This is a genomic window from Novosphingobium aeonii (assembly GCF_052279045.1).
In the GTDB taxonomy this organism is placed as follows: domain Bacteria; phylum Pseudomonadota; class Alphaproteobacteria; order Sphingomonadales; family Sphingomonadaceae; genus Novosphingobium.
Map to the genome: position 1 here is coordinate 2,584,943 of NZ_CP176832.1, position 21,750 is coordinate 2,606,692.

Below are 21,750 nucleotides of genomic sequence, written 5' to 3' on the forward strand. Positions count from 1 at the left end.
CTGGTTGCGGCGGGCCGTGATCTTTCTCAGTGAGCGCCCTTGGGCGTTTCCATGATCTCTGTAAGCTGGCCGCCCATGTCCCTGGGGTGGACGAAGAAGATCAGCGTCCCATGCGCGCCCATGCGCGGCTCACCCAGCACGCGCTTGCCAAGGCTTTCGAACCAGGCCTTGGCGGCGTGAATGTCCGGCACTTCGTAGCAGATGTGGTGCTGGCCCCCGAGCGGGTTCTTCTCCAGCCACTTGCCCACGGCCGAGTCCGTCGCTGTCGGCTGGAGCAGTTCGATCTGCGTGCCTGCCGTGCCATCCTCACCCGGCGTATTGACGAAGCAGACGCGCACTTGCTGGCTTTCCAGCACGAACGGCTCGGTAATATCGGTGGCACCCATCACGTCCCGGTAGAACGCGATCGAGGCGTCGAGATCGGGCGTGGCGACGCCGATGTGATTGAGACGGCCCAGCTTCACGCCACGTTCTCCAGCACGAGGGCGATGCCCTGCCCGCCGCCGATGCACATGGTGACAAGGCCGTACTTCCCGCCCGTGCGCTTCAATTCGTACATGCACTTGATGGCGAGCATCGTGCCGGTCGCGCCAACCGGGTGGCCGATGGATACGCCCGAGCCGTTGGGGTTCACCTTCTCCGGATCGAAGCCGAGCACCTTGGACACGGCGGCGGCCTGCGCGGCGAAAGCCTCGTTGCTCTCGATCACGTCAATCTGACCCAGCGAAAGCCCGGCCCGCTCCAGTGCCACCGGCACCGCCTTGATCGGGCCTTCGCCCATGTAGGCGGGCTCGACCCCGGCATGGCCCCAGGCGAGGATCTTCGCAAACGGCTTGAGGCCGCGCTTTTCCACTTCCGAGGCCGTCGCCAGCACCACGGCGGCAGCACCGTCGTTGATGCCCGAGGCATTGCCTGCGGTAACCGTGCCGTCCTTCTTGAACGCTGGACGCATCGCGCCGAGCGTTTCGACGGTGGTGTCCGCGCGGACATGCTCGTCGGTATCGAATACGGTCACGCCCTTGCGGGTCTTCACTTCGACGGGGAGGATCTGCTCCTTGAAGCGGCCTTCCGCGATGGCCTTGGCGGCGCGCTGGTGGCTGGTCGCGGCAACCGTGTCCATGTCCTCACGCGAGATGCAGTGGCGTTCGGCCACGTTCTCGGCGGTGATGCCCATGTGGTAGCCGCCGATGGCGTCCGACAGGCCCAGGGTCAGCGCGTCTTCCTGCGCGTTGTCGCCCATCTTCTTGCCCCAGCGCACGCCGTGGTCGTGATAGGGCACGTTCGACATCGATTCCGCGCCGCCCGCGACGGTGATCCCCGCCTCGCCCAGCTTCATCATCTGCGCGGCCGAAACGATCGCCTGCACGCCCGATCCGCAGAGGCGGTTGAGCGTCATCGAAGGCACTTCGAACGGCACGCCCGCGTTAAGGCCGATCACGCGGCTGAGCATCTCGTCCCTGGCGCTGGTCGGCATGACCTGGCCGATGACGATATGGCCAACGTCCTCAGGCGAAACGCCTGCACGGGCCAGCGCCTCGGTCACGACCTTGCCGCCGAGATCGGACGGCATGAACGACTTCAGCGAGCCGCCGAAATCGCCGACTGCCGTGCGTACGCCGCTGACGATGTAGATGTCTTCCATGACCTGACTTCCCAATCTGGTTTTTCGATGCGTGCCGTCTTTCGCGGCTGGAGTGGATCGCAGCGCTCGCCCCCAGGCGATGCGCCGCGATCCGTGACGCGATCAAAGCGGAATGTTGTCGTGCTTCTTCCAGGGGTTTTCGAGGCTCTTGGTCCGCAGCTTGCGCAGACCCAGCGCAATGCGCTTGCGGGTCGAGTGCGGGTAGATCACCTCATCGATGTAACCCCGGCTCGCCGCCACGAAGGGGTTGGCGAAGCGGTCTTCGTATTCCCTGGTCTTCTCGGCAATGCCTTCGGGCGAAAGGCCGCGGAAGATGATCTCCACCGCGCCCTTGGCGCCCATCACCGCGATTTCGGCGGTCGGCCAGGCATAGTTGAGATCGCCGCGCAGGTGCTTGGACGCCATGACGTCGTAAGCGCCGCCATAGGCCTTGCGAGTGATCACGGTGATCTTCGGCACGGTCGCTTCGGCATAGGCGAACAGCAGCTTGGCGCCGTGCTTGATGATGCCGTTGTGCTCCTGATCGGTGCCCGGCAGGAAGCCCGGAACGTCCACGAAAGTGATGATCGGGATGTTGAAGGCATCGCAGAAGCGCACGAAACGCGCAGCCTTCTTGGACGAGTTGATGTCCAGCACGCCCGCCAGCACCATCGGCTGGTTGGCGACGACGCCCACGGTCTTGCCCTCGATACGGCCGAAACCGACGATGATGTTGCCGGCATGCAGCGGCTGGACCTCGAAGAAGTCGCCCTCGTCGAGCGTCTTCCGGATCACCTCATGCATGTCGTAAGGCTGGTTGGCCGAAGGCGGGATCACGGTGTCGAGGCTTTCCTCGGCACGGTCCCACGGATCGGCGCAGGGACGCTCGGGCACTTCCTCGCGGTTGCTCAGCGGCAGGAAGTCGAAGAAATCGCGCGCCGCCAGCAGCGCCTCGATGTCGTTCTCCAGCGCCAGGTCGGACACCGAGGTCTTGCTGGAGTGCGTGATCGCGCCGCCCAGTTCCTCTTGCGTGACGACTTCGTTGGTCACGGTCTTCACCACGTCCGGCCCGGTGACGAACATGTAGGACGAGTCCTTCACCATGAAGATGAAGTCGGTCATGGCGGGCGAATAGACCGCGCCGCCGGCGCAGGGGCCCATGATCAGCGAAAGCTGCGGCACCACGCCCGAGGCGAGCACGTTGCGCTGGAACACTTCGGCATAGCCGCCGAGCGAGGCCACGCCTTCCTGGATGCGCGCGCCGCCGGAATCGTTGAGGCCGATCACCGGCGCGCCGACCTTCATCGCGTTGTCCATCAGCTTGCAGATCTTCTGCGCGTGACGGTGCGAGAGCGAACCGCCGAACACGGTGAAGTCCTGGCTGAACACGAAGACGAGGCGGCCGTTGATGGTGCCCGAGCCTGTGACCACGCCGTCTCCGGGGATCTTCTGGCTCTCCATGCCGAAATCGGTGCAGTCATGTTCGACGTAGAGGTCGAACTCCTCGAAGCTGTCCTCATCCAGCAGGATATCAAGGCGTTCGCGCGCGGTGAGCTTGCCCTTGGCATGCTGCGCGGCAATGCGCTTTTCGCCCCCGCCCAGCTTTGCGGCGGCGCGGCGCTTTTCCATCTCGGCGATATTGGCTGACATCCGGGTTCCCTTGGCAGTGACCTTGACGGCACGAATTCGTTGCCCTGCTAAGGCAGGTTGAAGCGCCAAGGTCAATAGTTTTAATCGAACGGTTAAACCACAAAAGCGGCAGCTTCGCGTCGATTTCGCCCCACCGATGTGTTTGCACGGGCCAAGATCGCCTGCACGGATTGATCCCGCCGACCTTGCGGTTTTCCGCCGCTCCTTGCCTCCAACGGAAAAGGCGCCGCGACTGTATGGACAGTCACGGCGCCTCTCTATTCCGCCGGGGGCAAAGCACCGGCCGATCGCGGCGATGACCGCTGGTCGGACAGGACTGTCCAACCAGCGACCAGCCTTACTTCATGAGCACGAGTTCTTCCGACATCGTCGGGTGAACCGCGACGGTGGCGTCGAAGTCCGCCTTGGTGAGCCCGGCCTTCACCGCGATGGCAGCGGCCTGGATGATCTCGGGCGCATCCGGCCCGATCATGTGCAGGCCGACGACCTTGCCCGTCGTGCCTTCGCAGACCATCTTGTAGAGCGAGCGTTCATTGCGATGCGCCACGACGTTCTTCATCGGGCGGAAGTCGCTGGTGTAGATTTCCACCGAACCCAGCTGCTGGCGGGCCTGCGCTTCCGTCAGGCCCACCGCGCCGATCGGCGGGTGGCTGAACACGGCGGAGGGGATGCAGCCATAGTCCACCGTCGTCGGCTTGTCGCCGAACACGGTATCGGCAAAGGCCTGCCCTTCGCGGATGGCGACGGGGGTGAGCTGCACCCGGTTGGTCACGTCGCCCACGGCATAGATGTAGTCGACATTGGTCTGCGAATAGTCATTCACCCGGATCGCGTTCTTGTCGTCAAGCTCCACGCCGACGTTCTCCAGCCCGAGCCCCTCGATATTGGGTACGCGGCCGGTGGCGAAGAGGACGCAGTCCACCTCGATCGGTTCGTGATTGGTCATCGAGACGGTGAGCGAACCATCGGCGTTCTTCTCGATGCCGCGGAAGTCGGCATTGAAGCGGAAGTCGATGCCCTTGGTGATCGAGATCTGGAGGAGACGATCGCGCATGGATTCGTCATAGCCGCGCAGAAGCTGGTCCGAGCGGTTGATGAGCGTCACCTTCGATCCGAACTGGTGGAAGATGCCCGCGAACTCGTTGGCGATGTAGCCTGCGCCGGCGATCAGGATGCGCTTGGGCAAGGCATCGAGGTGGAACGCCTCGTTGGAGGTGATGCCGTGTTCGTGGCCGGGGCAGGACGGCACCATCGGGCGGGCGCCCGTGGCGATGAGGATGACCCTGGCGGTCTTCTTCTCGCCGCTGGCCAGCGTGATTTCGTGCGGGCCGGTGATCGCGGCGCGCTCGTGGAATATCTCGACCTTGTTGTTCTCGAGCGTCTGCGTGTAGATTCCGTTCAGCCGGTCGACGTCGCCCAGCACGTTGTCGCGCAGCTTCACCCAGTCGAACGTCGCTTGCGGAATGTCCCAGCCGAACTGCCTGGCGTCCTCGAGGTCCTCGGCGAAGTGCGCGCCGTAGACCAGCATCTTCTTGGGAACGCAGCCGCGGATCACGCAAGTGCCGCCGACCCTGTACTCTTCGGCCACCGCCACGCGCGCGCCGTGCGCCGCCGCGATCCGGCTGGCGCGCACGCCGCCCGATCCTGCGCCGATGGTAAAGAGGTCATAGTCGAATTCTGGCATGCACTTGGCTCCTGCTGCGCCGGCCTGGTTCCGGGGCACCGGCGCATATGGGGCAGGACATCGCCGATTGCCAACGGGTGTTTTGCCCACCCCCATCGCCTCCACCCGCATCCCGCAAGGCCGCCCGCGCCGCATGCCCCCGCAGAAGCGCGGGAACGGATCGTCGAAACGCGCGCTCCGCTGGCCGCAAATACATTGTCAACTAAAACAGTTGAGTTTATAGGAGTCGCATCGAGAGCCGCTCCCTACAGGACAGCCTGCGCCGGCGGACATCCCCTCCTGCATCGGGAGAAGAGAGAATGGCAAAGACGAACCAGCACGCAGCACCCGCGCAAGAGCCCCTGGTGCTGCTCATCCCCGGTCTTGACGGCAGCGGCCCCGGTCACTGGCAGCGCCGCTGGGCCGAAGAGATGGACAATGCCCAGATGGTCGACCTCGGCCTTTGGGAAAAGCCGCATCGCAACACCTGGATCAACCGCCTGAACCTATCGGTCCAGCGCGCCGGCCGGCCGGTGGTGCTGGTGGCGCACAGCCTCGGCTGCCTGTTGACGGCGTGGTGGGCGAAATTCGAACAGCCCGGCTGGTCTTCGCCCGTCGTGGGCGCGCTGCTGGTGGCCCCGCCGGAAGTGGACTTCTTCCCGCGCGACGACCGCCTGAACGGCTTCGCGCCAACGCCGAGCGACGAACTGCCCTTCCCCTCGATCCTCGTGGCCAGCCGCAACGATCCGTGGATCGGCTTCCCGACGGCACGGCTGCTGGCCCGCCAATGGGGCAGCCAGTTCGTGGACGCGGGCGAGACCGGCCACATCAATGCGGATTCGAAGATCGGAAGCTGGGAAGACGGCAAGCAGCTGCTTCGCCAGTTGACCGGCAGCGCCGCTGCCTCTGCCCGGCACTACCCATCGGCCCATGCCGACGGGTCGGACGGCCTTGAACTGGGCCACTGAGCGCCAGGGCCGAATTCAGCAACAAGCCGAAGGGGGCATGATCACGCCCCCTTCGGCTCAGGCTCTCGTTCAGGCGATCCCGGAAAGCTGAAGCAGCGCCTCGGTCGAAGGATCGAACGTGGTGCCGCCCTTCTCGATCTGCTTGGCGATCTCCTTGCCCAGTTCCACGCCGAACTGGTCGAACGGGTTGATCCCCATCAGCACGGCATTGGCGAACGTGCGGTGTTCATGGAACGCCACGAGCGCGCCGAACGTGGCGGGCGAGACTTCGTCGAGCAGGATCGTCGCCGAGGGACGGTCCCCCGGATAGGCGCGCGCGGGATCTTCGCTGCCCTTGCCCGCCATCAGCGCCGCGCCCTGAGCGAAACAGTTCGACAGGAGGATGCGGTGATGCGCGGGGTTGAGATCGTCGCCCGGCGCGATGGCGGCGATGAAGTCCACCGGGACGAGGTTGGTGCCCTGGTGGAGGAGCTGAAACACCGCATGCTGGGCATCGGTGCCGACTCCGCCCCAGGTGATCGGCGCGGTCGGCGCGACCACCGGCGAACCGTCCACCTTCACGCTCTTGCCGTTCGATTCCATCTCCAGCTGCTGGAGATAGTCGGGCAGCAGGGCGAGACGCTCGTCATAGGCGAAGACCGCGCGGGTCTGGCAGCCGCGCAGGCGCGTATAATACTGGTCGGCGAAGGCGGCGCGCAGCGGCAGGTTGTCGAGGCCGTCGGCGTCGCGGAAATGGATGTCCATCGCGGCCGCGCCGTCCAGCATTTCGGCGAAATCCGGCCAGCCCAGCGCCATGGCGACCGGGAAACCGATCGACGACCACAGCGAGTAGCGGCCGCCCACGCTTTCCGAGAACGGCAGGATGCGGGTTTCGTCCACCCCCCACTCCATCGCCTTGTCCGGCGCGGCGGTCAGCGCGACGACGCGGCCGTACGGGTCTTCGACGCCGTGCTCGCGCATCCAGCCCAGCACGCTGTCCGCATTGGTCATCGTCTCGATGGTGGTGAAGGTCTTGGAAGCGACCGCCAGCATCGTCGTGGCCGGATCGCACTTTGCAAACGCGGCTTCGAGCGCGCATCCGTCGATATTGGAGACGACATGAACGTCCACCATGGCACCGTCGCGGGCCAGCGCGTCGATCGCCAGCGCCGGGCCGAGCGCCGATCCGCCGATGCCGACGTGGATCAGGTGCTTCACCTCGCCCATGGCGCCGCGGTGGATGGCCTCGACGATGGCGGCCATGCGGGCATGGTTCTCGAACGCGGTCGCGACGCCTTCCTCGCTGCCGACACCGCGCTGGGCGGTATGCTCGGCCGCGCGGCCTTCCGTCTGGTTGACGATCTCGCCCGCGAACAGCGCCGCGCGGCGACCGTCGAAGTCCATCGCGGCGGCCAGTTCCTCGAAGGCGGCGACATGGGCGGCATCGAGGTGAGTCTTCGACCAGTCGAACCGGATTGCGCCGGGGCTGGTCTCGTCACCGAGTTCGAGACGGGTCGCGAGCAGGTCCAGACGGCCGGAATCGGCATCGAAAAGCTCGGAAAGCGTCGGTTTGGGCAATGCTTCCAGCTTGTTCCACACCGCTTCGCTCATGCCATGGTTCCTTGTCTCAGGGTTGGGGGCCAGCCTTATGCATAGCAGGCGGGAGAAGGCCAAGGTCATTCTTGTGCACAGATGCACGTCGGGAACATGACGTTTTTGATCGATACCGGTACGCTTTCCCTCGGTATCTCACTTGACGGATGCCCCTGCGCGCAACAAGGGTTCGAGCCATGAGCGACATCGAAACCGCGACTTCCGGCCTCACCACCGAAACATCTGCCGCGCCCGCGTCGGGCGCCAGCGGAAAGCCTGTCAAAAAGGACGCCAAGAAGGATGCCAAGAAGGACGAGGGCTTCTTCTCCTTCCTCCTCTGGCTGGTTCTCGGCGTGGTGGTGCTGCGCAGCTTCATCATCTCGCCCTTCAACATCCCCAGCGAGTCGATGCTGCCGCGCCTGCTGAACGGGGACTACCTGTTCGCGTCCAAGTGGTCCTACGGCTATTCGAAGTATTCGCTGCCCTTCAGCCTGCCGCTGATCCCGGGCCGCATCCTCGCCAGCCAGCCCGATCGCGGCGACGTGGTGATCTTCAAGGCGCCTCCCGGCAACGACGTCGACTACATCAAGCGCGTGATCGGCCTGCCCGGCGACGAAGTGCAGGTGAAGGGCGGACAGGTCTGGCTCAACGGCAAGGCCGTGCCGCGCGTCAAGCAGCCCGATTTCGTGCTGCCGGTCACCGCCAACACCCATTGCTACGCGCCGGAGTTCGAGGGCAAGGACGCCGCGGGCGACCCGGTCTGCAACTATCCGCAGTTCCGCGAGACGCTGCCCGGCGGCAAGAGCTACAACGTGCTCGACCTCGGCCAGACCCCGCAGGACGACACCGGCGTCTATATCGTGCCCGAAGGCCACATGTTCCTGATGGGCGACAACCGCGACAACTCGCTCGACAGCCGCTTCCCGGCGATCGAGGGCCAGGGCATCGGCATCGTCCCGCAGGACAACCTGGTGGGCAAGGCCGCCGTCATGATGTTCTCCACCAACGGCGGCGCCGAATGGCTCAAGCCCTGGACCTGGTTCACCGCCGCGCGCTGGAGCCGGATCGGGAGCGTGATCTGAGTGCTTGACCAAAAGGACCGCGAGTTCCTCGCCGGCGTCTCGGGCGGCAAGCCCGCCGACGAGGCACTCTGGCTAGCCGCCCTCACTCACGGCAGCACCGGCGAGAAGCGCAATTACGAACGACTGGAATTCCTCGGCGACCGGGTTCTCGGACTCTCGGTCGCCGAATGGCTTTTCGAAAACAGCGAGGAAGCGGAAGGCCGCCTCTCGCAGCGCCTCAACGCGCTCGTCAGCCGCCAGACCTGCGCGCAGGTCGCCCGTCAGATCGGCCTCGGCCCGCACATGCGGCTGGGCAAGCAGGCCCGCGACGATGGCGGCCTCGACAGCGACAATATCCTGGGCGACGTGATGGAGGCGCTGATCGGCGCCTGTTTCACCGAGCGGGGCTTCGAAGCCGCGCGCGATATGGTAAGGGCTCTCTGGGCCGAACCGATGCAGGGCAAGACGGGCAAGCGCAAGCATCCCAAGTCCGCCCTGCAGGAATGGGCGGCGGGCAATCGCCGCCGCACCCCCGAATACAAGCTGGTCGAGCGTTCAGGCCCCGACCATGCCTCGCAGTTCACCGTCGAGGTGGCAGTACATAATGTCGGCGCAGCGCGTGCCACGGCCAATTCCAAGCAGGATGCCGAAACCCGCGCCGCCGAGGAATTCATGAGGAAATTCGCATGACCCAGCATTGCGGTCTCGTTGCCGTCATCGGCGCCCCCAACGCGGGCAAGTCCACGCTCGTCAATGCGCTCGTCGGGCAGAAAGTGGCGATCGTCTCCGCCAAGGCCCAGACCACCCGCGCCCGCCTGATGGGCATTGCCCTGCTCGATGAAACGCAGATCATCCTGGCCGACACGCCCGGCATCTTCGAGCCGCGCCGCAGGCTCGACCGCGCGATGGTCGCCGCCGCCTGGGAAGGCGCGCAGGAAGCGGACGCCGTGCTGCTGGTGGTCGATCCCATCAAGAAGCGCCGCCATGAACTTGAGCCCCTGCTCGAAGCCCTGGCCGCGCGCCCGGAACGCAAGATCCTGGTCATCAACAAGGTCGATGCCGGCGCCAAGGAACCGCTTCTCGTCCTGGCCCAGGAACTGACCGGCAAGGTCGAGTTCGACGAAGTGTTCTTCGTCTCGGCGCTCTCGGGCGACGGCGTGCCCGAACTCAAGACCCATCTTGCCGGGCTGATGCCCGAAGGCCCCTGGCACTATCCCGAGGACCAGGTGTCCGACGCCAGCGAACGCCTGCTCGCCTGCGAGATCACGCGCGAGCAGCTCTATCGCCAGCTTCACGAGGAGCTGCCCTACGACGCCGCCGTGCGCCCCGAAGGCTACGAGCAGCGCAAGGACGGCTCGGTGGAGATCCGCCAGCAGATCGTCGTCACCCGCGACAACCAGCGCGCCATCGTGCTGGGCAAAGGCGGTTCCAAGATCAAGTCCATCGGCGAGGCCGCCCGCAAGGAACTGGCCGAAGTGCTGGGCCAGAAGGTCCACCTCTTCCTCCACGTCAAGGTCGAGGAAAACTGGGCCGACGCCCGCGACATCTACGAAGAGATCGGGCTGGACTGGGTCAAGTAATGACGCGAATCACGTCGACGGCGATCACGGCCGCCGTCCTGCTGCTGGGCGGCTGCGCCACCCCCTACATGAAGGCCCGCGCGGCCGAGAACGACCAGGTCGCCGCCGTCGAGGAAAGCCTTGCCGGTCAGCGCTATGTCGCGATCGGCTCGTCGTTTGCCGCCGGCCCGATGCTGCCCCCCGCCAAGCCCGGCGCGCCGGTGCGCTGCGGGCAGAGCATGAACAATTACCCGACCCTGCTGGCCGAACGCTTCGGCATGGTCCTGACCGACCGTTCCTGCTCGGGCGCGACGACCAACAACGTGCTGGGTCCATGGGGCGACATTCCGCCGCAGATCAACTCCGTCACCCCGCAGACGCGGCTGGTGACGGTGACCATCGGCGGCAACGATCTCAACTACATCGGCAACCTTTTCACCGCGACCTGCCTCCACCGCGCCAGCCAGTTGCCGCCCGGCAGCAAGCGCGCCGCCTGCGGCACGGTGAAAGTGCCCACCGAAGTCGAATATGCGCGCGACGAGATGCAGATGATGGAGATCGCGCGCCGCATCCGCACGGTGGCCCCGCGCGCGCGGCTGGTCTTCGTGCAGTACCTCAATCCGCTGCCGCAGCCCGGCTCGCTCTGCGCCGCCACGCCGATCAGCGAGGAACACGCCGCGATCGTCCGCCGCATCGGCCTGCGCCTGTCCGAGATCACCGGCCGCGTGGCACAGGCCTACGGCGCCATCGTCGTCGAGATGAACCAGTCTTCGGCCGCGCATACGCCCTGCGATGCGGTGCCGTGGATGATCGGCTCGCCCGAGGGTTATGATGGCAGGCAGGGCCTGCAATGGCACCTCAATTTCGCCGGAATGCAGGCGACCGCCAACGACATCGGCTGGTGGCTGACCCGCAGCGGCGTGAAGCAGACGAAGCCGACGGTAACCGTCCAGCCGCAGTCCGTACCGCAAGGTGTACCCACGATCGTCGTGCCGCCCGCCGTTCCCGGCACCGCGCCCACGCCGAAACCGTCCCCCACGCCCACCGCGACGCCGACAGCCTCGACCGCCACTGGCAAGCCCAGTCGGCGCTAGGCCCTTTCCGCCAGCCTCCACCGCGCGAGGCTGGCGATGGCCGCGATGGCCGCCAGTCCGGCGGCCGCCAGCATCGGCGCCGGCGCCGGCCCCTGTCCCGCGCCGAGCGAGAGCATCGCCCCGATCATCGCCGCGCCGAGCGTCTGCCCGAACAGGCGCCCGGTAGCGAGCAACCCGCCCGCCGCCGCCGAGCGCTCGCGCGGGGCATTGCCCACGATCATGCGCGCGTTGGGCGAGAAGAACAGACTGAAACCGAACGCGGCCACGACCAGCCGCCAGGCAATTGCGAAAGCGCCGGCATGGTCGGGCAGGAAGCCGAGCAGCACCAGCCCGGTCACCGCGATGGTCATTCCCACCAGTCCCATGATCGACGGCGAGACGTGGTCCGACAGCCACCCCGCAAGGGGCGCGACGACCAGCATCGTCAGGGGAAACGGCAGGACCAGCAGCCCGACCTGCTCGGCGCTGTAACCCATGCCCTGCTCCAGCCGGAACGGCAGCGCCACGATCAGCGCCGCCGAACCGATGAAGGCGGCGACGGCGGCGATGGTGGACAGCCCGATGGCGGGACGGGCCATGAGGTCCACCGGAAACACCGGGCTCGTTTTTCCGCGCTCCCGGCGGGCCAGCAGCAGGGCCGAGCCGATGCCTGCCAGCGCCGCCGCAATGCCCGGTTCCACCATGCCGCCATGCGCCGCCAGTTCCACCCCGCCGATCAGCAATACGAAGCTACCCGCACTCCACAGGCCCGATACCCAGTCGAACGGCGTGTCTCCGCGTTCGGGATCGGGCAGGAAGCGCCCGATCACCAGCGAGATCAGGGCGAACGGCACCGCCGCCACGAAGACCCAGCGCCAGTCGGCATGGGCGACGATGAAGCCGCCCAGCACCGGCGCCAGCGCGTTAGACGAAGCGACGATCACCGAATTGATGCCCAGCCCGCTGCCGAGCCGCGCCTTGGGGTAGATCTGCCGGATCAGCGCGGTACCGACGCTCATCGCCATGCCCGCACCAAGCGCCTGCCCGGCGCGGATCGCCAGCAGCATCGGCAGCGAGTTGGCGAGGAATGCCAGCGCCGAGGCTGCCATGAAGATCACCTGCCCCGTCTGGTAGACCCGCCGCAGCCCCAGCCGCTCGCCAAGATTGGCGAAAGGCAGCAGGGCCATGACCATGACGAGCTGGTAGACCGTCACCACGTTGACGACGACGCCCTGCTCCACCGACAGTTCGCGGGCGATCGTCGGCAGCGCCACATTGGCAATGGTCCCGTCGAGCACGAACAGGGCCGTGCCGAAGGAGATCGCCACGATCGCCCACAACCTGCGCGGCATAGGCAGGCCGGAATCGTGGTCATCAACGGCAGCGGGTTCGAGCGCCGCCTCTTCGTCTCGCATACGCAGCATGGCACTCCAACGCCCGAGTTCGGGATCGGTCGCAAGTTGCCCGGTGTAAGAATTTGTCGCAAGCCATACGAAAGTCCGTCCCCGTCACGCGGTAGTCGCCGGACTGCAATCTTGGCGCGCCATGAAGCCCCCGCCCTTGTCACCCGCCCGGCTTCCTCCAACGGCGATGGGGGCTGAAAGGGTCGCGCAATGATCGCAATCGGACGAGCGGCGGCAAGGCGCCTTGCCGCACACCCCGGCTTCACGGCCGGGCGGCGGCTCGGTATCGCCTCGCCCCTGCTCTATCTCGCGGCCGGTTTCGTGCTGAGGCTTGCGATGTTCGGCAAGCCGGCATTCCAGTCGGACGAACAGTTCTACCTGCTTGTCGGCCAGCGCATGGCCGAAGGCGCCCTGCCTTACGTCGATATCTGGGACCGCAAGCCTTACGGCCTGTTCCTCCTGTATCGCAGCCTGATCGCGCTGCCTGGCGATCCGGTGTTGGCGTATCAGCTTGCCGGGCTGCTGTTTTCGGTCCTGACGGCGCTGGCGATCGAGCGCATGGCCCGCCGGATCGCAACCCCGCGCGGCGCGCAGGCGGCGGGGCTGGCCTACCTGATCTACCAGCCGGTGTTCAACGTGGCGCTGGGGCAATCGCCGGTGTTCTACAACCTGCCTGTCGCCCTCGCCGCAATGCTGGCGATCGGTGCATTCGCGCGCAGGCAGGACGCCGCACTCGGCAGGCGCGGCCTCGGCGTCATGCTGCTGCTCGGCCTTGCCATGCAGATCAAGTACAGCGTCGTCTTCGAGGGGGTCGGGCTCGGGCTCATGCTGCTGTCACGGGGGATCCGCGATGGCTGGAGCCTGCCGCGCCTCGGCGCGACGGCGCTGCTCTGGGCCGGAGCCGCCCTCGCCCCGACGCTTGCGGTCTGGGCAGGCTATGCCCACACCGGGCATGGCGAGGCTTTCGTGCAGGCCAATTTCCTCTCGATCTTCGGCCGCATGACCGACCAGAAGGACGCCTTCGCCCAGCTTGCCAAGGAGGCGCTGGCGCTGATCCCCTTCGCGCTGGCCATCATTCTGGCGCCGCGCCGCTTGTCGCCCCTGCCCGCCTTTCATCCGGCTATCCTGACCGGCATCCGCATCTGGGCGCTCAGCGCCGTGCTAGGGTTTCTCGCGTTCGGGACGTGGTACGATCATTACCTCGGCCCGGTGCTCGTACCGCTCTGCGTCCTGGCCGCCCCTGCCTTGGCACGCAGCGCCCCGGGCGAGCGATGGTACGGACGGTTGCTGCTCGGGTTCGGCCTGCTCGGCGCCGTCATCGTCCCTGCGCTGCAAGTCCGCGAGCGCGGAACCTCGACCGAGTTCGCCGCCGCCAGCGCGGCCGTATCCCGCGAATTGCACGGCCGCTGCCTCTACGTCTACGAAGGCGACAGCGCGCTCTATCGCACCACCCGCGCCTGCATCCCGACACGCTTCGCCTATCCCAGCCATCTCAACGCGATGAACGAAGCCGGAGCGCTCGGCGTCGATCCGGTGGCGGAAGTCTCCCGCGTGCTCGCCTTGCGTCCCGGCGTGATCGTGGTCGCGGAATCGAGCCGCCCCAACCAGCCCAATTTCAGAACGCGGGCGCTGATACGAAACGCCCTCGCGCGCTCCTACGAGCGCTACGAGGGCGTGGTAATCGGTACGCGGAAATTCGGTCTCTACCGCCTCAGGCGGTGAACCTCAGCGCGCCTTGGCGACGGCGATGCCGTGCTGGCGCGCGGCATCCTTGGTCGATTCCTCGGTGCGGTTGAGGGCCTTGGCGATTTCCTTCAGGCCCTTGCCCTTTCCGGCGAGAACCTGGAGCTTCTGCAGTTCCTCCGGCTTCCAGGGCTGCTTGTGCTTGGCGATCTTGTCGCTCATTCCGCGGCTTCCTTCTTGGCCTTGGCCGGAGCCTTGGCAGCTGTCTTTTTGGCGGCAGGCTTCTTTGCAGCAGGCTTCTTCGCGGCGGCGGGCTTTTCTCCGTCGTCCTTCGCGGCAGCCTTCTTAGCCGGAGCCTTCTTGGCCGGAGCCTTCTTGGCGGCGGCCTTCTTCGGCGCTGCCTTCTTCTTGCCCTTGGCCGGCCCCTTGGCGGCCTTTTCATCGATCAACACGATCGCCTGCTCGGCGGTCAGATCTTCCGGCTTCTGGTCACGCGGGAGGGTCGCGTTGGTGGTGCCGTCGGTGACGTAGGGACCGTAACGGCCCGCCAGCACCTTGATCTCGCCGCCCGAAGTCGGGTGAGCGCCCAGCACCTTGATCGGCTCTGCCGCGGCACGCGAACCGCGCGCACCGGCGCCCGCCGCCGCTTCGGCAAGCTTGGTGACGGCCATGTTCATACCCGTCTCGAACACTTCGGCGGTCGAACGCAGGCGGGCATACTTGCCGTTATGCGCCAGATAGGGACCGTAGCGGCCGATGCTGGCGGTGATGTCGTTGCCGGTTTCCGGGTGCGGGCCGATGGTACGCGGCAAGCTGAGCAGCTTGATCCCCCACTCCAGCGTCAATTCGTCGATGTCCTTGGGGATCGACGCGCGCTTGGCTTCCTTGCCCTCGCCGAGCTGGATGTAAGGTCCGAACCGGCCGGTGCGGCGGACGATCTCGAGCCCGGTCTCGGGGTCCTGGCCCAGCACCTCGTCGTCGCCGCCCTCGGCACTGCCGCCGGGCTGCGCGAACTTGCGCGTGAACTTGCACTCCGGATAGTTCGAGCAGGCGACGAAGGCACCATAACGCCCGCCGCGCAGCGACAGGCGGCCTTCGCCGCACTTGGGGCAAAGGCGCGGATCGGTGCCGTCGGCCTTCGGCGGGAAGAGGTAATCGGACAGGAATTCGTCAAGCGCCTCAGTCACTTCCGAGGGCTTCTTCTCCATGACCTCATCCGACTTCGGCTTGAAGTCACGCCAGAAGGCTTCGAGCAGCGCCTTCCATTCCTGACGGCCGCCGGAGACGTTGTCGAGTTCGTCCTCCATGCCCGCCGTGAAGTCATAGGCGACATAGCGCTGGAAGAAGCGTTCGAGGAACGATGTGAGAAGTCGGCCCGATTCCTCTGCAAAGAAACGGTTTTTCTCGGTGCGGACGTAGTTGCGATCCTTGATGACCTGGATCGTCGCCGCATAAGTCGAAGGACGGCCGATGCCCAGTTCTTCCAGACGCTTGACCAGGCTCGCTTCCGAGAAGCGCGGCGGCGGCTGGGTGAAGTGCTGTTCGGCGGTGACGTCCTTCTTGGCGGGCATGTCGCCCGACTTCATGAACGGCAGCAGGCCGCCGTCCTCATCGTCGGACTTGTTGTCCTGCCCTTCCTCGTAGACGGCAAGGAAGCCCGGGAACTTCACGACCTGGCCCGAGGCGCGCAGCTCGTGCTGGCCGGTGCCGTCGCGCAAGGTAACGGTGGTCCTCTCCAGCGCGGCCGAAGCCATCTGGCTGGCCATGGCGCGCTTGAAGATCAGGTCGTAGAGGCGCGCCTCATCGCCCGAGCCGAAGCGGTCGCGGGTGAACTCGGTAGGACGGATGGCCTCGTGCGCTTCCTGCGCGTTCTTGGCCTTGGTCTGGTAGATGCGCGGCTGCTCGGGCAGGTAGTGCCCCGAGAAACGGTCCGTGATCGCGGCGCGCGCGGCGGAGATCGCGCTCGGGTCCATCTGCACGCCGTCGGTACGCATGTAGGTTATGGCGCCCGCCTCGTAGAGCGTCTGCGCCACGCGCATCGTCTGGCTGGCCGAGAAACCGAGCTTGCGTGCCGCCTCCTGCTGCAGCGTCGAAGTGGTGAACGGCGGCTGCGGATTGCGCTTGTGCGGCTTGGTCTCGACCGACTCGACCTTGAAGGCGCCGCTTTCGACGGCGGCCTGGGCCCGCATCGCGGTGCCTTCCTCGCCGATGCTCAGGCGGTCGAGCTTCTTGCCCTCGAACGCCACGAGCTTGGCGGTGAAGTCCGTGCCGTCATGCGCCATCTGCGCCGCGACCGACCAGTACTCCTGCGGCTTGAACGCCTCGATCTCGCGTTCGCGATCGACGATCAGGCGCAGCGCCACCGACTGCACGCGGCCGGCCGACTTGGCACCCGGCAGCTTGCGCCAGAGCACCGGCGACAGCGTGAAGCCGAACAGATAGTCCAGCGCGCGGCGGGCGAGGTAGGCATCGATCAGGTCCTGGTCCAGCTCGCGCGGCTGGGTCATCGCCTTGGTGACGGTTTCCTTGGTGATGGCGTTGAAAGTGACGCGCTGCACGTCCTTGGGCAGCACCCGGCGCTTGGCCAGCAGCTCGCGCACGTGCCACGAAATCGCCTCGCCCTCGCGATCAGGGTCAGTCGCCAGGATCAGGCGATCGGCCCCCTTGGCGGCATCGGCGATCGCCTTCACCTGCTTCTGCTTGTCGCCGTAGAGCTCCCAGTCCATCTCGAAACCCTCGTCCGGACGGACGGAGCCGTCCTTGGGCGGAAGGTCGCGGACATGGCCGTAGCTGGCGAGAACCTTGTAGTCCTTGCCGAGGTACTTCTCGATGGTCTTCGCCTTGGCCGGCGATTCTACGATGACTAGCTGCATACTTTTAGACTCTGTGTGCCCCTAAGCGCCAATGCGCCCTTACGCGTGCGCATATACGTGTACGCATAGGGTGGGAAGCGATTGAGGGCTTCGTCAAGCGCGGAGATTCGGCGCCCGACATTCCGCCCGGTTCAGGCGAAAAGCGATTCCAGATCGTCGCGGCGCTCGCCCAGCAGGCGGAAGGCTGCCGCCACGATGGCCCAGTTGCCCACCGTGAACACGGTAACCATCAGGTTGAGCAGCACTGTCTCGACCCAGCCCGGCGTCGCTCCAGAAAATCCGAGCGAGAAGCCGATGCCCACCAGAATGACCAGCGAAGGCACCGCCAGGACCAGATAGACGAGCATCAGCGGAAGCCAGTTTTCCCGTGTCGCATCCCAGCTCGACGACAGCGATTCCGAAGCCCGCTGCCCTTCGGTCACCACATAGGCCGGCGCCAGCGCCCACCGCACGGCAACGAACAATCCCGGCAGCACGAGGAAAACCAGACCGACGATGATACCCAGCCCCGCCAGCATACTGGCGCCGAGCATCGATCCGAACCGCCGCCGCTCCGAACGCACGGAGAGCACTTGCTCAAGGAAGATATACTGGACGAAAACGCTCGAAATGATGCCGCTGAAGTTGCCGAGCTTGTCGGAAACGAGGTCCATCACGGCAAACCCCGCCGTCATTGCCGCCACCAGCGGGATGATCAGTGCCTTATGCTCCCGCAGGATGGCGAAGGCCTCTCCCGTGATATCTCCAAAGCTGATCTTCATTCGCGTGCTCCCCCGATCCCTGTCCGCAGCCCAATAGCATCAACGCGTTACCGATCCTTCTCCGCGGCGCAATAGCCGTGAAGCGATACTGCCGCCGCCGCGACAGCGCTTTTGCATAACCAGGGCCACTGGCAGGCTTTTCGCAAGTTTGCCATACCGGCGCCATGCAGAATACCGACACCATGGCACAGACGGAACTGGATCACGGCATCGCCCTGTTCACGCAAGGCCGCAAGACCGAAGGCCTGACGATCATCCAGCGCCTTGCCGTCGGAGGGCTGGCACGCGCGATATACACGCTGGGGATCATGCGCTGGGGCGGCGATATCGAACAGGATCCCGTCGATGCCCGGCGCCTCTTCGAACTTGCCTCCCTGCGCGGCGATGCGGATGCCCATGTTTTCGCGACCAATCTCCTGGCGAACGGCGTGGCCGGGCGCAGGGACTGGCAGGCCGCCCTTGCCCGGCTCCGGCTCGAGGCAACGAAGATCGCGCCCCGCCGCAAGGCACTGGACCTGATCGGCTCCATGAAGCTCGACGCGGAGGGTAACCCGGTTGGGCAAGCCATAGCGGAACAGGCGAGCTCCGCTCCGTTCGTGCAGGTGTTCCGGAAGCTCTTCACACGGGAAGAATGTGATTACGTCACCGCCGTGGCGTCCAGCAGCTTCCAGCCCTCCATGGTCTACAATCGGCAACGCGAGCTGGTGCGGGACCCGATCCGCTCTTCCGATGGCTCGGTCCTGCACTGGCTGCTCGAAGACCCTGCGATCCATGCCCTGAACCGCCGCATCGCCGCGCTTGCCGGGCTCCCTCCAGAGAACGGCGAAGCGGCGCAAGTGCTGCGCTACCGCGATGGCCAGCAATACCGACCGCATTACGATTTCGTGCAAGCCTCCCCCAACCAGCGCATCGCCACCGTGCTGGTCTGGCTGAACGACGGCTATGAAGGCGGAGAGACCGCCTTCCTCAAGACCGGCCTGCAATTGAAGGGCCGTGTCGGCGACGCCGTGCTATTCCGCAATGCGCTGCCGGACCGCAGCCTCGATACCCTCACCGAACATGCCGGCCTCCCCGTCACCCGGGGCACGAAGCTGCTCTACAACCGCTGGATTCGCGAAAACCGCTGGGCACCCTGAGCGACCGCGCCCGTTACCCGAGGCTGACCCTTCCGCCAGCATGGCGCAGCAGGCGCCCGCCGATCTCGAGTTCCAGCAAGGCCAGCTGGACCGAAGCCGCGCCGGCGCCCGATTGCCGGATCAGTTCGTCCACCGTCACCGGCGCGGTTGTCAGAAGGTTCTCGATATCGCCGTCCAGATCGGCCGGCGGGGCGCCGAGATCCACGTCGGAAACGGCATGCCATGCTGCCGAGACTTCGCGGAAGCTGCTGCGCGGCAAGCCGTCGAAGCCCGACAACAGCTCGATCACATCCTCCACCGACTGCACGAGCATCGCGCCGTCACGGATGAGCTGGTTGCAGCCATGGGAACGCGGATCGAGCGGCGATCCGGGAACGGCCATGACTTCCCGGCCCATCTCGCCCGCCAGCCTTGCGGTGATGAGCGAACCGGATTTCGGCGCGGCCTCCACCACCAGCGTTCCGGCAGCAAGCCCGGCGATGATGCGGTTGCGGGTCGGGAAATGGCGGGCCAGCGGTTCGGTTCCGGGCGGCTGCTCAGCCAGCAGCACGCCTTCGCGGGCGACCCGTTCCTGCAAGGCGGCATGTTGCGGGGGATAGGCGATGTCGATGCCGCTGGCGATCACGCCTACCGTTCCGCCCGGCGCCCCCGACGCGAGAGAACCCTCGTGCGCCGCGCCGTCTATCCCGCGCGCCAGACCGGAGACGACCGTGAAACCGGCCTCCGCCAGTCCATGCGCGAAATCCCGCGCGATGCGCACGGCACCTGCCGAAGCGTTGCGCGCGCCCACCACCGCGATGCACGGGCGTGACAGCATGGCACTGTCGCCGCGAAGGGTGAGGATAGGCGGCGCGCCTTCGGAATGGGTGAGCAGCGCCGGATAGTCGGTCGAATCGTGAAACAGGTACCGCGCGCCGGCCTTGCGAACTTGCGCGATCTCGGCGTGGACGGCGCGCTCCGGAGCGGCCTGGTAAGGCTTGCCCGCCCTGCCCGCGAGCCCCGGCAACGCCTCTATCGCCGCACGGGCGCCGCCGAAGCGGCCCATCAACTGCATGTAAGTGACCGGGCCGACATTGGGGGAACGCAGCAGCCGGATGCGCGCGAAGGCTTCCTCCTGCGAAAGCGTTTGCCCTTGCTCCCCCCGAGCCTGCCCCCCGGCCTCGCTCACGGCTTCTTGCCGCTCCCGATCTTCGGCTCGGTGCCGGCGCGAAGCCGGGCGATATTCTCACGGTGCTGGAACAGCACCACCGCCGCGATCACGGCAAGCACGGCCGAAGCCTCTCCATGCCCCAGCGCGAGCGCGGCGATGGGCGCGACCACCGCTGCCGTCATGCCCGCCACCGAGGAGATGCGCACGGTCAGCAGCAGGCCGATCCATGTCAGGGCATAGGCCAGCCCCACCGGCCAGGCGAGCCCAAAGGCGATGCCTGCGGTGGTCGCCACGCCCTTGCCGCCCCGGAAACGCAGCCAGACGGGGAAGCAGTGCCCGATAAAGGCGCCGAGCGCCGCAAGCCAGGTCCATTCCGGCAGGAAATGCGCCGCGATCAGCACGGCGGCGAGGCCTTTCAGCAGGTCGAGCAGGAGAGTGGCGGCGGCAAGCCCCTTGCGCCCCGTGCGCAGCACGTTGGTGGCGCCGATATTCCCGGAGCCGATCGAGCGTAGATCGCCGGCGCCGGCGATGCGAGTGATGAGCAGGCCGAAGGGCACCGAACCGAGAGCGTAACCCAAGACGAGGGCGAGAATCCATTCCATGCGCGTCTCTTAGCGACTTGCGCGGAAATGGCGAAGGGACTTGCAGCAATGAACATTGCTCTTTGGGCCGTTCCGCGATTAACAGGGTGCAAGGTCCAGGAAAAAACGATGTCTTCCGAACATACCAGTGCGTCGCGCTCCGCGCCGCCTTCCCGCAATGGCTGACGCCGGCCCCCCACCCGGCGCGCCGATCCTGCTGTTCGATTCGGGCGTGGGCGGGCTCACCGTGCTCGGAGAGCTGCGCAAGATCCTGCCTCAGGCGCCCGTGATCTACGCCGCCGACATGGCAGGCCTTCCCTACGGCACCAAGACCGAGGCGCAGATCACCGCGCGGGTTGCCGGGCTGCTGGGCCGCATGACCGAGCGGTTCGCCCCGCGCCTCGTCTGCATCGCCTGCAACACCGCCTCGACGATCGCTCTCGGCATGGTGCGCGAGGTTCTCGAAGTGCCCATCGTCGGCACGGTTCCGGCGATCAAGCCCGCCGCCGCCATGACGCGGACCGGCGTGATCGGCCTGCTGGGAACGAAGGCCACCGTGCGCCAGGCCTATGTGGACCGGCTCGAGGAAGAGTTCGCCGCCGACAAGCAATTGCTGCGCTACGGCGGCCCCGGCCTGGTCGAAGCGGCCGAAGCGAAGCTGCGCGGCGAGCCGGTTGACCGCACCGCCATCCTGCGGGCCGCGGAAGCCCTTCGCGCCATGCCCGGCGGCGCCGACATCGACACGCTCGTCCTGGCCTGCACGCATTTTCCCCTGCTGGAAGAGGAACTCGCCGAAGCCTTCGGGCCGCAGGTGCGCTTCGTTCATGGCGCGGAAGGAATCGCCCGGCAGATCGAGCGTCTCACGCAAGGCCAGGAATACGCTCGCCAGGAACCCGACCGCGCGCTATTCACCGGGCCAGGGGAATTTCCCGGAGCGTACGGCGAAGCGCTGGCACGCTACGGTCTGCTGGGGGGCGGAAGGTTTTGACGCCGCGA

19 protein-coding genes are annotated in these 21,750 nt (G+C 66.3%); 8 read left to right on the top strand and 11 right to left on the bottom strand.

What is annotated here, in order from left to right; genetic code table 11:
- Positions 1-26: 26 nt before the first annotated feature.
- From mce to gor, 4 genes are all read right to left on the bottom strand, one after another.
- Positions 27-464 carry a methylmalonyl-CoA epimerase gene (gene mce / locus ACLIMP_RS12515; protein WP_054440867.1) on the bottom strand — a complete coding sequence of 146 codons (438 nt, stop codon included), beginning with the start codon at positions 462-464 and terminating at the stop codon, positions 27-29.
- Positions 461-1,642 carry a beta-ketothiolase BktB gene (bktB, locus tag ACLIMP_RS12520; RefSeq protein WP_324695796.1) on the bottom strand — a complete coding sequence of 394 codons (1,182 nt, stop codon included), beginning with the start codon at positions 1,640-1,642 and terminating at the stop codon, positions 461-463. Before bktB ends, mce begins: the two co-directional genes overlap by 4 nt.
- Before the next feature lie 102 nt (positions 1,643-1,744).
- The gene (locus ACLIMP_RS12525) at positions 1,745-3,271 is read right to left on the bottom strand and encodes an acyl-CoA carboxylase subunit beta (protein ID WP_132468976.1); all 1,527 of its coding nucleotides are present in this window, start codon (positions 3,269-3,271) and stop codon (positions 1,745-1,747) included.
- Between the two features lie 337 nt (positions 3,272-3,608).
- The gene (gene gor, locus ACLIMP_RS12530) at positions 3,609-4,955 is read right to left on the bottom strand and encodes a glutathione-disulfide reductase (RefSeq protein WP_324695800.1); all 1,347 of its coding nucleotides are present in this window, start codon (positions 4,953-4,955) and stop codon (positions 3,609-3,611) included.
- A gap of 299 nt (positions 4,956-5,254) precedes the next feature.
- Here gor and ACLIMP_RS12535 point away from each other — a divergent pair, with 299 nt between their 5' ends.
- On the top strand, positions 5,255-5,902 hold the full coding sequence (locus tag ACLIMP_RS12535; protein ID WP_132468974.1) for an RBBP9/YdeN family alpha/beta hydrolase: 648 nt from the start codon (positions 5,255-5,257) through the stop codon (positions 5,900-5,902).
- Positions 5,903-5,971: 69 nt separating this feature from the next.
- Here the strand turns inward: ACLIMP_RS12535 and pgi are convergent, their stop codons facing one another.
- The gene (gene pgi, locus ACLIMP_RS12540; protein ID WP_324695803.1) at positions 5,972-7,492 is read right to left on the bottom strand and encodes a glucose-6-phosphate isomerase; all 1,521 of its coding nucleotides are present in this window, start codon (positions 7,490-7,492) and stop codon (positions 5,972-5,974) included.
- Positions 7,493-7,671: 179 nt separating this feature from the next.
- Here pgi and lepB point away from each other — a divergent pair, with 179 nt between their 5' ends.
- The 4 genes from lepB to ACLIMP_RS12560 are packed head-to-tail and all read left to right on the top strand — an operon-like array spanning position 7,672 to position 11,188.
- Complete coding sequence (gene lepB, locus ACLIMP_RS12545; protein WP_443477886.1) at positions 7,672-8,556, top strand: signal peptidase I; 885 nt, start codon at positions 7,672-7,674, stop codon at positions 8,554-8,556.
- Positions 8,557-9,225 (top strand): ribonuclease III, encoded by a 669-nt coding sequence (rnc, locus tag ACLIMP_RS12550; RefSeq protein WP_054440863.1) that lies wholly within the window; start codon positions 8,557-8,559, stop codon positions 9,223-9,225.
- Positions 9,222-10,115: a GTPase Era gene (era, locus tag ACLIMP_RS12555; protein WP_054440861.1), complete on the top strand. Its 894-nt coding sequence runs from the start codon at positions 9,222-9,224 to the stop codon at positions 10,113-10,115. Before rnc ends, era begins: the two co-directional genes overlap by 4 nt.
- Positions 10,115-11,188, top strand: a complete 1,074-nt coding sequence (locus tag ACLIMP_RS12560; RefSeq protein ID WP_443477887.1) for an SGNH/GDSL hydrolase family protein — start codon at positions 10,115-10,117, stop codon at positions 11,186-11,188. Before era ends, ACLIMP_RS12560 begins: the two co-directional genes overlap by 1 nt.
- On the opposite strand, the gene ACLIMP_RS12565 is transcribed toward ACLIMP_RS12560, so the two are convergent.
- Positions 11,185-12,591: an MFS transporter gene (locus tag ACLIMP_RS12565; protein WP_420719843.1), complete on the bottom strand. Its 1,407-nt coding sequence runs from the start codon at positions 12,589-12,591 to the stop codon at positions 11,185-11,187. The two genes, ACLIMP_RS12560 and ACLIMP_RS12565, sit on opposite strands and share 4 nt — an antisense overlap.
- Positions 12,592-12,780: 189 nt before the next feature.
- On the opposite strand from ACLIMP_RS12565, the gene ACLIMP_RS12570 reads away from it, so the two are divergent.
- Positions 12,781-14,292, top strand: coding sequence for an ArnT family glycosyltransferase (locus ACLIMP_RS12570; RefSeq protein ID WP_324695808.1), 1,512 nt, complete (start codon positions 12,781-12,783; stop codon positions 14,290-14,292).
- A gap of 3 nt (positions 14,293-14,295) precedes the next feature.
- On the opposite strand, the gene ACLIMP_RS12575 is transcribed toward ACLIMP_RS12570, so the two are convergent.
- From ACLIMP_RS12575 to ACLIMP_RS12585, 3 genes are all read right to left on the bottom strand, one after another.
- On the bottom strand, positions 14,296-14,475 hold the full coding sequence (locus ACLIMP_RS12575) for a hypothetical protein (RefSeq protein ID WP_054440854.1): 180 nt from the start codon (positions 14,473-14,475) through the stop codon (positions 14,296-14,298).
- Entirely contained in the window at positions 14,472-17,126 is a 2,655-nt protein-coding gene (topA, locus tag ACLIMP_RS12580; RefSeq protein ID WP_132468971.1) for a type I DNA topoisomerase, read from the bottom strand. The genes ACLIMP_RS12575 and topA overlap by 4 nt, the downstream gene beginning before the upstream one ends.
- 131 nt (positions 17,127-17,257) lie before the next feature.
- Complete coding sequence (locus ACLIMP_RS12585; protein WP_324695813.1) at positions 17,258-17,887, bottom strand: DUF7847 domain-containing protein; 630 nt, start codon at positions 17,885-17,887, stop codon at positions 17,258-17,260.
- A gap of 182 nt (positions 17,888-18,069) precedes the next feature.
- On the opposite strand from ACLIMP_RS12585, the gene ACLIMP_RS12590 reads away from it, so the two are divergent.
- The gene (locus tag ACLIMP_RS12590) at positions 18,070-19,023 is read left to right on the top strand and encodes a 2OG-Fe(II) oxygenase (RefSeq protein WP_443477888.1); all 954 of its coding nucleotides are present in this window, start codon (positions 18,070-18,072) and stop codon (positions 19,021-19,023) included.
- Between the two features lie 13 nt (positions 19,024-19,036).
- Here ACLIMP_RS12590 and dprA read toward each other — a convergent pair whose 3' ends face one another.
- Positions 19,037-20,191: a DNA-processing protein DprA gene (gene dprA / locus ACLIMP_RS12595; protein ID WP_324695817.1), complete on the bottom strand. Its 1,155-nt coding sequence runs from the start codon at positions 20,189-20,191 to the stop codon at positions 19,037-19,039.
- Positions 20,188-20,775: a glycerol-3-phosphate 1-O-acyltransferase PlsY gene (gene plsY / locus ACLIMP_RS12600; RefSeq protein ID WP_132468970.1), complete on the bottom strand. Its 588-nt coding sequence runs from the start codon at positions 20,773-20,775 to the stop codon at positions 20,188-20,190. The genes dprA and plsY overlap by 4 nt, the downstream gene beginning before the upstream one ends.
- A 157-nt stretch (positions 20,776-20,932) precedes the next feature.
- On the opposite strand from plsY, the gene murI reads away from it, so the two are divergent.
- Positions 20,933-21,742 (top strand): glutamate racemase, encoded by an 810-nt coding sequence (gene murI, locus ACLIMP_RS12605; RefSeq protein WP_054440849.1) that lies wholly within the window; start codon positions 20,933-20,935, stop codon positions 21,740-21,742.
- Positions 21,743-21,750: the final 8 nt, after the last annotated feature.

Excerpts from the sequence above, each read along its gene's own strand:
- bktB (WP_324695796.1), bottom strand. The coding sequence starts at position 1,642 with ATGGAAGACATCTACATCGTCAGCGGCGTACGCACGGCAGTCGGCGAT.
- ACLIMP_RS12525 (WP_132468976.1), bottom strand. The coding sequence starts at position 3,271 with ATGTCAGCCAATATCGCCGAGATGGAAAAGCGCCGCGCCGCCGCAAAG.
- gor (WP_324695800.1), bottom strand. The coding sequence starts at position 4,955 with ATGCCAGAATTCGACTATGACCTCTTTACCATCGGCGCAGGATCGGGC.
- ACLIMP_RS12535 (WP_132468974.1), top strand. The coding sequence starts at position 5,255 with ATGGCAAAGACGAACCAGCACGCAGCACCCGCGCAAGAGCCCCTGGTG.
- pgi (WP_324695803.1), bottom strand. The coding sequence starts at position 7,492 with ATGAGCGAAGCGGTGTGGAACAAGCTGGAAGCATTGCCCAAACCGACG.
- lepB (WP_443477886.1), top strand. The coding sequence starts at position 7,672 with ATGAGCGACATCGAAACCGCGACTTCCGGCCTCACCACCGAAACATCT.
- era (WP_054440861.1), top strand. The coding sequence starts at position 9,222 with ATGACCCAGCATTGCGGTCTCGTTGCCGTCATCGGCGCCCCCAACGCG.
- ACLIMP_RS12560 (WP_443477887.1), top strand. The coding sequence starts at position 10,115 with ATGACGCGAATCACGTCGACGGCGATCACGGCCGCCGTCCTGCTGCTG.
- ACLIMP_RS12565 (WP_420719843.1), bottom strand. The coding sequence starts at position 12,591 with ATGCTGCGTATGCGAGACGAAGAGGCGGCGCTCGAACCCGCTGCCGTT.
- ACLIMP_RS12570 (WP_324695808.1), top strand. The coding sequence starts at position 12,781 with ATGATCGCAATCGGACGAGCGGCGGCAAGGCGCCTTGCCGCACACCCC.
- ACLIMP_RS12575 (WP_054440854.1), bottom strand. The coding sequence starts at position 14,475 with ATGAGCGACAAGATCGCCAAGCACAAGCAGCCCTGGAAGCCGGAGGAA.
- topA (WP_132468971.1), bottom strand. The coding sequence starts at position 17,126 with ATGCAGCTAGTCATCGTAGAATCGCCGGCCAAGGCGAAGACCATCGAG.
- ACLIMP_RS12585 (WP_324695813.1), bottom strand. The coding sequence starts at position 17,887 with ATGAAGATCAGCTTTGGAGATATCACGGGAGAGGCCTTCGCCATCCTG.
- ACLIMP_RS12590 (WP_443477888.1), top strand. The coding sequence starts at position 18,070 with ATGGCACAGACGGAACTGGATCACGGCATCGCCCTGTTCACGCAAGGC.
- plsY (WP_132468970.1), bottom strand. The coding sequence starts at position 20,775 with ATGGAATGGATTCTCGCCCTCGTCTTGGGTTACGCTCTCGGTTCGGTG.
- murI (WP_054440849.1), top strand. The coding sequence starts at position 20,933 with ATGGCTGACGCCGGCCCCCCACCCGGCGCGCCGATCCTGCTGTTCGAT.